This window comes from Lactobacillus johnsonii ATCC 33200 (assembly GCF_000159355.1).
Classification (GTDB): Bacteria; Bacillota; Bacilli; order Lactobacillales; family Lactobacillaceae; genus Lactobacillus; species Lactobacillus johnsonii.
Genome location: NZ_GG670120.1, coordinates 162,162 through 172,155, shown reverse-complemented (window position 1 = coordinate 172,155; position 9,994 = coordinate 162,162). Strand labels below are relative to the sequence as shown.

The window sequence follows — 9,994 nt, the reverse complement described above, 5'->3', positions numbered from 1 at the left end:
ATTTTCTTCTGAAGACAATTCTTTAATTTCACTTTCTGGCACACCCAAATGATAAAGCATTTCTTCAGCAATTTCTTGTCCAGTACAGTCGACTACCTTTTTCTTAATATAATTCCCCTCAGTATCTGAATACAAAGCATAGATCCAGACTACAATTTCATTTGGCTTTTGAGTTGGAAAATGAGGTTGACGGTGAATAGTAAAACTTAGACCCCAATTTGAATCTGTAACCGTAATAATTCCACCAGTATTTACTTTTCCGTCATACAAACTACGCTTAGTCAATCTTTCAAAGTAAGGAGCCACTTTTTTATTCTTTAATGTTGTAGTTGCAGAAACAAACCATGATTTTCCAGGTAAGTTTTCACTAAAGACATCAGGGTGACCAAATGCCGGATCTTGTTTAGCTAAGTTTTCCCATAACTTCCAAGAGCCACCCTTAGCATGAGTAATTGGCGCAGGCGTAGTTTGGTTGCCGTAAGTGGAACTTTCAGTAATTGATCCATTAGTTACAAAGACAATGTCATCTTCAGTTAAATCAATATCTTCTTGCTTACGGTTCTTCTTCATCACAATCTTTTTAGCAACTTTTTCATTTCCTTCATGGTCAACTAATACATTTTCTACTTGAACACCATATTCAAATTTAACGCCATGGTCTTTTAGGTATTTAAGTAGTGGCTTTACCATAGAATCATATTGATCATATTTGTTAAACTTCAGGGCAGTAAAGTCAGGCAACCCATCAATATGGTGAATGAAACGCATACAATAACGTCTCATCTCTGCAAGAGAATGCCATTTTTCAAAGGCAAACATCGTTGACCAATAAGTCCAAAAATTAGTTTCAAAAAATTCAGGTGAAAACCATTCTTCAATTGTTTTTCCTTGAATTTCAGATTCTGGTGTCAAAACTAACTTAACAATTTCACTAGCATGTGAACCCAATTGATATAGTCCATCTGTTGGCAATTCATTACCACGCTTATGAATCAATCGACAATTCGAGGAGTTAGGATCTTCTTTATCAAGCCAGTAATATTCATCTAAGTAAGAAGCTCCTGGTATCCGCAATGATGGAACTGATCGGTACATATCCCACATACATTCAAAGTGGTCTTCCATTTCTCTACCACCTCGAACTACAAAACCAGCATTAGGACGGTTAGTCCCATCTAGAGAGCCGCCCGCAACATCCAATTCCTCTAAAATATGAATTTTATCACCAGACATCTTAGCATCTCGAACCAAAAAGAATGCTGTTGAAAGGCCAGCTAATCCACTACCAATTATATACGCAGATTTTTTGTCTACACCAGCCGGCTTTTTAGTATCCGCAAAAGCTTCATAGTTTCCTTTTGAATAGTACATACAAGTGATCCTCTTTTCTATATTCGAATAGTATTAACACTTCTTATATTCAATTCTATGTAAAACGGTTACAATAGTCAATTAATTTAGCTGTTATATTTATAATTTATTACTTATCAAGTTCTTCCATAATCTTTTCATATCAATAGGATCTGCTATTTCAATTTTTTGTCTTTTTTCTGAAAAAGGGTCATCAAATTCAAGATAAAAACAATTTAACGCTTGTCGCTTAAAATTATCTTTAATTCCATACAAAGGATCACCAAACAAGGGATGTCCTAAATATTGCATGTGCACCCTAATTTGATGAGTTCGTCCAGTCAAAAGCTGTAATTCTATTAAACTAGCACCTTTAACTTGATCTAAAACCCGATATTTTGTAACTGATCTTTGTCCGTTATTTACTATTCCGCGCTTAACTCCGGTATCTATTTTGCCAATTGGTGCATCAATAGTTCCTTGTCTTTGTGCTTCTTCAAAATTTCCATGCACAATTGCATGATATTTCTTAATAAACTCATTCTTTTCCATCTTACTAAAACGTGCATGCGCAACTGCGTTTCTTCCTACCAAAACTAATCCAGATGTATCTCGATCAAGTCTTGTGATCACATGTGGCTTAAGATCAGTTTGTTTTTGTTGTTGAAAATAGTGCAATAAACGATTTACTACTGCATCATTATCTTCATAGCGAGATGGAATTGACAATATTCCGGCATCTTTATTAATAACTAAATAGTCTTTTTGTTCAAAAACGATATTTAGCTTCTTAGATGAGGGCTTTAACCATTTATTTTCTTTTTCTTCTCCTAAAATAAAAATTACTTCATCCCCAGCATGTAGTAAGTAGCTAGTATACCGGCGGTGATGATTCACTAGAACCATCCCACCATGATGCTGGCTATTAGTCAAAGCGCGTTTAGAAAAACCATTTTTTAACAAAAAACGCCCCAGTTTCTGAGGTGTTTTATTTTCAAATTTTAATTTAAAATATTGCATTATTGTTTATCTTTAGGTTGGCCGATAAAGGCATCTTCTACACGATTCCAAAAATGAGTATGTTGATACTTATCGAAACGAATAACATGTTGAGAAATCCGGTACTCAATTTTTTTAATATGCTTGTGATTAAATTCATAACCATCAAATGTAACTACATAATGATCATCACTACCTGTTTCCGGCTTAATAGTGATCCATTCATCGGGTGCAATTACAATTGGAGATGAGAGTGTTCTAAACACACGATTATTAATTGAAGCTATTTCAGTCATTTGTAAAGCTTTTAAACGTGGATGAATAACAGCACCGCCTAATGACTTACTATAGGCAGTAGAACCTGTAGGTGTTGAAACACATAAGCCATCCCCCTTAAAACTTTCAAAAAACTGGTCTCGGATGTAAACATCAGCCTTTAAAGTCTTAGAAACTCGTTTAATAGTCGCCTCATTTAATGCAAGCAACTTTTTCTTTTCACCTGTTCCAGTAGTAATGATCAATTCCAATAGTGGATAGGAAGATGAAGATGGTTGTTTCTTAGTCAAATTATCTACCATTTTGTTAATTTCAAAATTACGCCAGTCAGTATAAAAACCTAGGTGTCCAGTATGAACACCAATAAATCTAATTTTATCAACTAGATTTTGGTATTTATGAAATCCTGAAATTAATGTTCCATCTCCTCCGACAGTAATTACTACGTCAGGATTTTCAGTATCTATTTCAATTTTTCTAGCCTCTAGTAATTTTTCTAACGCTTTAACTACTGCTAAGGTTTCAACTTTATTATTATAAACAAGTGCGACTTTCATTATTGCTCTTTTCCTTTAGATTTAGTAAAAATTCTCTGTGCTTCCTGCACTTCATCTTTAATTGATGACATTTCTTCATCTAACTTATAAGCAGCTTCAGCTGTTGTCTTAAGTCGCTTAGAAATATCTTCCGGATATTTTCCCTGATATTTATAATTTAATGTGTGTTCTACTGTTGCCCAGAAATTCATTGCCAAGGTACGAATTTGAATTTCAGCAATTATTTTCTTTGGTCCATTAGGTAAAAAAACTGAATATTCAATTACCATATGATAGGATCGATATCCTGATGGCTTAGCATTTTGAATATAGTCTCTTTCCTCAACTACCTGCATATCTTGCCGTTCATGAATCAGATCAACTACTCGATATATATCATCAACAAATTGACACATGATTCTAATACCGGCAATATCTTGCATATCATTCTCAATGACCTCAGGGGCAATAACACGCCGTGTCATTTTTTCTTTAATTGAATCAACTGTTTTAACACGTCCGACCACGAATTCAATCGGCGAATGCTCACCCTTGTTTAAAAAACTTTGTCTAAGTGATCGAAATTTAACTTTTAATTCAGAAACAGCCTGTTGATAAGGCCATAAAAATAAATCCCAATCTTTCATGTATAAATCCTTTCCGTTTCAAACAAAATTATTCTACCATATAGAGAGATAACATTAACTAGTGAAAGGATAAAATTATGAGTAAAAATTTAGAAATTGAATCAAAAACCCTACTAGATAAAGAAACCTATGAGAAAATGCGTGCAGCTTTTACCGCAAAATCTGATTTTATTCAAAAGAATTATTATTTTGATACACCAGACTTTGATTTAAAAAATAGTGATACTAGTCTGAGAATTAGAATTCTTGTTGATCATGCAGAACAAACTATTAAAGTTAAAGAAACTAATCTTAAGGAAAAGAAATATAGTGAACGAGTTGAAATTAATGATTTACTATCTGTAGCACAAGCGGAGCAAATGACTCAAAGTTCATATGAAGGTGACTTCTTTTTATTTGGGGGAGATGTTGGTGACTACCTCCAAAAGCATTATTCTAACGAAGCAATTCACTCTTTGAAATTAATTTCTTGGAGTCAAACTCGAAGAATACTAGCTAACGGTCCAGAAAACTGTGAATTGACTTTAGATTTAACAGAATTTCCAGATGGATACTATGACTTTGAATTAGAAATTGAAAATGATGATCCTGATACCATCAAAAAGGTACTTTCTGAATTAGAAAAACAATTTAATTTTACAGCTAATAAAGAAAATACTAATCAAAGTAAAGTACAACGTGCCTGGGAACATAAAAAATAAAACAAATTTTTTTTCATTTCATTCATTTTCTGATACAGTATTCATGAACTTGGATGGAGGAAATAACAAAATGTTTGAAATATTTTTCTTTGTTAATCCGATTGGGATTAACTGTTATCAAAATGAGCAGGAAATAATTGCTGCAGTCAGTGGTTACAATCAAAACATTTCTTACCACTTTATTCCCATGACTACAATGAACACAATTCGTAGCGATATCAAAGCTAGACATCTTTCTTTAAATAATGTCGAGGTTTTTAACACTTTTAGTCAAAGTGCTTATAACGCAACTAAAGATTATCACACTCTAAAATTGATTGTCGGTAATAAAAAGGCTAGACAATATATCATTAATTTGCAGCATGCGATCAATGATATGAATAAAACTTATTCTCCCGAGCTTGTTATTGAAATTCTCGATTCTTTAAATGTTTCAATTAAAAGCTTTAAGAAGAATCGTGAATCAAACTACATAAAGCTCTCAATGGATAAGGATTTAAAACTCGTTGATGACTTAAACGTCGTCACTACCCCTACAACCATTATTTTTAACTATGATGATGATCGGGGAGATTCTGGTATGATGATCGAAGGTTGCGCAAATCGTGAAGAAATTGAGTCTGCAATCGTTGGGGATAAACAGACTAGTAGTGATAATAGTTTACGCTTGTTGTAATTAAATTAGGCTAGATGATTTTTGAATCATCTAGCTTTTTTTGTAGATAAGTTATTATTGGGCTCTTTTCCTTTGGCTCCCTCAGCTCTAAAAATAGTTTCTCAGGTATATCTGCTACTGAAAAATGTAATTGGTATAACAAAGAAGCAATTTCTAACCCTAGTTTACTTTTCTGGGTAATTTGTTTCTGTAAATATATTTTTTGCTCTTGAATAGAAGAATACTTTATATTTCGTCGATTAGCCGGAGTAAAAGTAAATAAATTTGCAATTCCCTTCTCATCTAAAGAAAAATGTTTTATATCATAACTTATTTCCGAACTAAGTGCAGCCTTTAAAATATTATATTTTAATGTAATTACACAACTAAATGGATTAATTTCTAAATAATACCATTGCCATTTTGGGCTATACCTTAAAAATATTTCTTTTGAACGATTAAGTTTATTTTTTAAATAATGCCTTTGACCCACAATCCAAATATCTTTTATGGATAATTTTTCATATAAACTATGTCGATGCTTAAATTCTGTCTCACTTAACGGTGCACACTGCACTTCAAAAGCTAATTTATTTTCTACTAATACATCAGCTCTCAATTGTTGATCAAGCAAAGGAACCTCAACTTCTGCATTAACTCCATTTGCTTTTAGTGCAGTACATAAAAGTTGCTTAGATTGATAATGTTCTTCTTTCTCTCCTGTTCCCTTAACTTGATAGAAATGCTTAAAAAATGGTAGCTTTTCTTCTGATAGAATCAAAATCATTCGTTTTCTACAAGACGGACAAGTATAGTAATCTTGATTTAATTTCTTAAAACCTTTATTAACTTGTTCTGCTTCCTTGATGGCTAAGACTAATTTTTTATTTAAAATAGCTGCGTACATTTTATCGCCCAATATTATATACGCAAAAAAGAGAGATGATTTTTTTCATCTCTCTTTTTTAATCGAAATACTCTCTTATATTCCCTAATGCATCTTGGCCAATTAAGCACTTAGCATTTTTCTTTATTCTTTGGAATTGCTTTTCAGTCATTCCATTTCCATATTCATTAGCAATTACCCAAGTATCTTCGGGTTTCAATTCTACATAATTATCATCTAAATAGGCTAAATCTAGATAGTATTCATGATGATAGATATATAAACTGGAGGCTAATCCTTCAACCTTTAAAGCATCGGCTAAGGCTGCAACTAAATCAATACTATCCAGCTTAAAGACGCGACGATTATCACTGACTAATTTTTTACGATCATCATTAATTTCAGTTTTGCGTTGATCATCATCTCCAGCCCCTAATCCCTTTAAAAGATCTCGTAATTGATCATTCGGATTGTTACTACTATCATCATCACTATCAGGTACTTTTGAAATAAGTAATTCTAATCCAGAACTACTTGGCATAACCTGAAAAGTAACGGGATCTCCTTTAGCAAAAGTATGATCTGTGTCGACTTCACTTAAAATTTGATAGAAGAAATGTTGAATCTGACTTTTGTTTCCTAACAAGTCGAGCATTGTTATTCCGCGTTCTTTAAGTTCATCTGCGTCCATTGTTACACGAATGGTATTTTCACTTATTCTGTGTACTTCCACTTATTATCACCTCGAAGTCTCTATCTTTAATACATTGTAACCTATTTTCCTACTCATATAAAAACGCTAGCTTAAAAAAGCTAACGTTTTTACAATTTTTAATTAAAAATCAGCAGTCATTGCTCGGATCTCTTCAAGTTCTAAGCGACGAACTTTACGAGGAAGAAATCTTCTAATTTCATCTTCGTTGCAGCCTACCTGTAAACGTCTATCCTCCATAATGATTGGACGTCTTAATAGACTAGGATTCTTTTCAACAAGATCAATTAGTTGATCGATTGATAAATCATCTAAATTAATCTTTAAGTTTTGGAAAGTACGAGAACGAGTAGAAATAATGTCTTCTGTGCCGTTTTCAGTCATTCGTAAAACTTGCATGATTTCCTCTTTATTTAGCGGATTGGCGAAAATATTTCTTTCCTTGAATGAAATATCGTGTTCCTTCAACCATGCTTTTGCTTTAAGACATGAAGTACAACTTGGTGATGTATATAAATTTAACACTTAACTCCACTCCTTTGCGTGTAGAAAAATAACTACTGTTTCACTTACATAATACATTGTATCACAAATACTTGTCTTTTATAAGTTGTAATCAAATTTCTTTTATCAGCTTACATAGTATACTTTAGCAACAAATATTGAAGTTTGTGTGAAGTTCTAACAAAAAAAGAGTACTATTTTAGTACTCTTTTTTCTAATCAAGAATATTAAGCTTTTTCATAGTTTCTTCAACTAATTTCTTGTTTTCATCAGCAGTTTCTGAAACAAAACAAGCTTTATTTGCTAATTCTTTAATATCTTCAGTATTGATCTTCTTCATCAAACTTCTGATACGTAAGATTGAAGTTGCACTCATTGAGTATTCATCAAGTCCCATTGACAAAAGGATTGGGAACATAATGTCATCACCTGCAGCTTCACCACACATACCACACCAAATACCATTTTCATGAGCACCATCAATAGTATGCTTAATCAAACGTAAAACAGATGGGTTGTATGGTTGGTAAAGATAAGAAACGTTATCATTACCACGATCAGCAGCCATAGTATATTGGATTAAGTCGTTAGTTCCAATTGAGAAGAAATCAACTTCTTTAGCAAATTGATCAGCTAAGACAGCAGCTGCTGGAACTTCGATCATCATACCAACTTGTAAGTCGTCGCCGATCTTAACGCCTTCTTTAGCGAGTTTATCTTTTTCTTCAGCTAAGATTTGCTTTGCTTCACGTAATTCTGCTAAAGTACCAATCATTGGGAACATAATTCCTAATGGACCATATGCAGATGCACGAAGTAAGGCTCTTAATTGAGTTCTAAAGATATCCTTGTATTGCATTGAAAGACGGATAGCACGAACACCTAAGAATGGGTTCATTTCTTCTGGAAGATCCCAGTAATCTAAGTGCTTGTCTCCACCAATATCACAAGTTCTAATGATAGTTTGCTTACCATCCATGTCTTCGATAACTTTCTTGTAAGCATCAAATTGAGCTTCTTCGGATGGGAAGTCTTTTGAATCCATGTATAAGAATTCAGTTCTGTACAAACCAATTGCTTCAGCACCGTTTTCTTTTACACCCTTCATATCATTAGGAGTACCGATGTTAGCAGCGATAATAAATTTCTTACCATTTGCAGTTACAGATGGTTCATTCTTTAGCTTCTTCCATTCTTCCTTTTGCTTAGCGAAGGCTTCACCTTTCTTAGTGTATTCTTCGATTTGAGCATCAGTTGGATTAATGATAGCATCGCCGTCTAAACCATCGGCAATAAGCATATCGCCATCTTTAACATCTTTAGTAATAGTTTCAGTACCAACAACAGCTGGAATTTCCAATGAACGAGCCATGATTGCTGAGTGAGCAGTTCTACCACCAACATCAGTTACAAATCCCTTAACGTACTTCTTGTTAAGTTGAGCTGTATCACTTGGTGTTAAATCGTAGGCTACTACTACAACTTCATGATCAATAGCTGCAGGATCTGGCAATTTCTTACCAAGAAGATGTGCCATAAGACGCTTTGAAACATCGCGTACGTCAGCTGCACGTTCTTGCATATATGCATTGTCAGTCATACCTTCAAAAATAGTAATGAATTTTTGAGCAGTTTCATCTAATGCAGCTTCAGCATTAATTTTTTGATCTTTGATTTCTGTTTCAATAGCCCCAGTAAATTCTGGGTCGCTTAAGAATAGAAGGTGAGCATCAAAAACTTGTGCTTCTTCTGGTCCTAAACTTTCCTTAGCTTTATCACGAACTTTTTCAAGTTCTTTAGTTGATTCTTCAACAACTTTTTTAAAGCGAACTACTTCAGCATCAACATCGCTAACTGAGGTTTTAGAAAACGAAAGGTCAGGTTCTACCAAAAGGTAGGCTGGTGCAACTGCAATACCATCACTGGCTGCAATTCCCTTTAAAGTTTTCGACATTATTCAGCTAAACCTTCCTTTTTCATAGTGTCAGCAATAGCTTCAATTGCTTCTTTAGCATCGTCACCATCAGCAGTAATAGTTACATCTGCACCTTGGCCAACACCTAAAGACATAACACCCATGATTGACTTCAAGTTTACTGATTTACCATTGTATTCCAAGTTAATATCTGAGTTAAACTTAGAAGCAGCTTGTACCAACAAAGTAGCTGGACGAGCATGAATACCAGTTTCAGCAATAATATGAAATTCGCGTTTTTCCATTTTAAATTATCTCCTTTAAAATCAAAAATAATCGGGAGTTTTATACCCACTCGTTTATTAGGCTATCATGTTTTTTAAATGAAAACAACACAAATGTAAATGTTTACATTATAAAGTACTTAATTTTCATTGTCAGATAAGGTATAAATTATATCTCCACCTCTTTGGGCAATCCCAGTTATACTCTGTCTTTTACCATAGCTTCTAAGAGCTAATTGAAATTGAAAAGCATCTTTGGGACTAACTCTATATTCTTTTAATTCACCACTTATAATTTTATCTAATATTTCTTTATAATCCATTTCTTATGCTTATCTCCTTGAAGTTTCCACGTCTTTATAAAAAATTTTGTTCTTTATCCTATTATATCAATTTTCTATAAAAATCTGGGCTTACCACTTGCAATTAGTAAGTATCCGTACTATGATATTAGCAAGTTAGCACTCATATATCAAGAGTGCTAAAATAGGAATATAGCCTGAATATTATAAGAAAGGCGGAAATATTA

At 33.4% G+C, this 9,994-nt stretch carries 12 protein-coding genes; 2 read left to right on the top strand and 10 right to left on the bottom strand.

Annotation, left to right across the window (positions count from 1 at the left end; genetic code table 11):
* The 4 genes from HMPREF0528_RS00875 to yjbM form a co-directional block, all read right to left on the bottom strand.
* On the bottom strand, positions 1-1,371 hold a 1,371-nt coding region (locus tag HMPREF0528_RS00875), incomplete at its 3' end, for an oleate hydratase (RefSeq protein WP_004893834.1).
* A gap of 99 nt (positions 1,372-1,470) precedes the next feature.
* Positions 1,471-2,370, bottom strand: coding sequence for an RluA family pseudouridine synthase (locus tag HMPREF0528_RS00870; RefSeq protein WP_004893831.1), 900 nt, complete (start codon positions 2,368-2,370; stop codon positions 1,471-1,473).
* Positions 2,370-3,182, bottom strand: coding sequence for an NAD kinase (locus HMPREF0528_RS00865; RefSeq protein WP_004893830.1), 813 nt, complete (start codon positions 3,180-3,182; stop codon positions 2,370-2,372). Before HMPREF0528_RS00865 ends, HMPREF0528_RS00870 begins: the two co-directional genes overlap by 1 nt.
* On the bottom strand, positions 3,182-3,808 hold the full coding sequence (gene yjbM, locus HMPREF0528_RS00860) for a GTP diphosphokinase (protein ID WP_004893827.1): 627 nt from the start codon (positions 3,806-3,808) through the stop codon (positions 3,182-3,184). Before yjbM ends, HMPREF0528_RS00865 begins: the two co-directional genes overlap by 1 nt.
* A gap of 77 nt (positions 3,809-3,885) precedes the next feature.
* On the opposite strand from yjbM, the gene HMPREF0528_RS00855 reads away from it, so the two are divergent.
* Together HMPREF0528_RS00855 and HMPREF0528_RS00850 are read left to right on the top strand one after the other, a co-directional pair.
* The gene (locus HMPREF0528_RS00855; RefSeq protein WP_004893825.1) at positions 3,886-4,509 is read left to right on the top strand and encodes a CYTH domain-containing protein; all 624 of its coding nucleotides are present in this window, start codon (positions 3,886-3,888) and stop codon (positions 4,507-4,509) included.
* Between the two features lie 70 nt (positions 4,510-4,579).
* Complete coding sequence (locus tag HMPREF0528_RS00850; protein WP_034525030.1) at positions 4,580-5,185, top strand: DsbA family protein; 606 nt, start codon at positions 4,580-4,582, stop codon at positions 5,183-5,185.
* A 10-nt stretch (positions 5,186-5,195) separates the two neighbouring features.
* Here the strand turns inward: HMPREF0528_RS00850 and HMPREF0528_RS00845 are convergent, their stop codons facing one another.
* The 6 genes from HMPREF0528_RS00845 to ykzS form a co-directional block, all read right to left on the bottom strand.
* Positions 5,196-6,071, bottom strand: a complete 876-nt coding sequence (locus HMPREF0528_RS00845; protein WP_004893821.1) for a competence protein CoiA — start codon at positions 6,069-6,071, stop codon at positions 5,196-5,198.
* Between the two features lie 58 nt (positions 6,072-6,129).
* On the bottom strand, positions 6,130-6,783 hold the full coding sequence (locus HMPREF0528_RS00840) for an adaptor protein MecA (protein ID WP_034525027.1): 654 nt from the start codon (positions 6,781-6,783) through the stop codon (positions 6,130-6,132).
* Positions 6,784-6,885: 102 nt separating this feature from the next.
* The gene (gene spx / locus HMPREF0528_RS00835) at positions 6,886-7,287 is read right to left on the bottom strand and encodes a transcriptional regulator Spx (protein WP_004893818.1); all 402 of its coding nucleotides are present in this window, start codon (positions 7,285-7,287) and stop codon (positions 6,886-6,888) included.
* A gap of 193 nt (positions 7,288-7,480) precedes the next feature.
* Positions 7,481-9,220 carry a phosphoenolpyruvate--protein phosphotransferase gene (gene ptsP / locus HMPREF0528_RS00830; RefSeq protein ID WP_004893816.1) on the bottom strand — a complete coding sequence of 580 codons (1,740 nt, stop codon included), beginning with the start codon at positions 9,218-9,220 and terminating at the stop codon, positions 7,481-7,483.
* Entirely contained in the window at positions 9,220-9,486 is a 267-nt protein-coding gene (locus tag HMPREF0528_RS00825; protein ID WP_004893814.1) for a phosphocarrier protein HPr, read from the bottom strand. The genes ptsP and HMPREF0528_RS00825 overlap by 1 nt, the downstream gene beginning before the upstream one ends.
* 119 nt (positions 9,487-9,605) lie before the next feature.
* Positions 9,606-9,788 carry a protein YkzS gene (gene ykzS / locus HMPREF0528_RS00820; RefSeq protein ID WP_004893811.1) on the bottom strand — a complete coding sequence of 61 codons (183 nt, stop codon included), beginning with the start codon at positions 9,786-9,788 and terminating at the stop codon, positions 9,606-9,608.
* Positions 9,789-9,994 lie beyond the last annotated feature (206 nt).

Coding starts and splice junctions, on each gene's coding strand:
- HMPREF0528_RS00870 (WP_004893831.1), bottom strand. CDS start 2,370: ATGCAATATTTTAAATTAAAATTTGAAAATAAAACACCTCAGAAACTG.
- HMPREF0528_RS00855 (WP_004893825.1), top strand. CDS start 3,886: ATGAGTAAAAATTTAGAAATTGAATCAAAAACCCTACTAGATAAAGAA.
- yjbM (WP_004893827.1), bottom strand. CDS start 3,808: ATGAAAGATTGGGATTTATTTTTATGGCCTTATCAACAGGCTGTTTCT.
- HMPREF0528_RS00845 (WP_004893821.1), bottom strand. CDS start 6,071: ATGTACGCAGCTATTTTAAATAAAAAATTAGTCTTAGCCATCAAGGAA.
- HMPREF0528_RS00850 (WP_034525030.1), top strand. CDS start 4,580: ATGTTTGAAATATTTTTCTTTGTTAATCCGATTGGGATTAACTGTTAT.
- HMPREF0528_RS00825 (WP_004893814.1), bottom strand. CDS start 9,486: ATGGAAAAACGCGAATTTCATATTATTGCTGAAACTGGTATTCATGCT.
- HMPREF0528_RS00865 (WP_004893830.1), bottom strand. CDS start 3,182: ATGAAAGTCGCACTTGTTTATAATAATAAAGTTGAAACCTTAGCAGTA.
- ptsP (WP_004893816.1), bottom strand. CDS start 9,220: ATGTCGAAAACTTTAAAGGGAATTGCAGCCAGTGATGGTATTGCAGTT.
- ykzS (WP_004893811.1), bottom strand. CDS start 9,788: ATGGATTATAAAGAAATATTAGATAAAATTATAAGTGGTGAATTAAAA.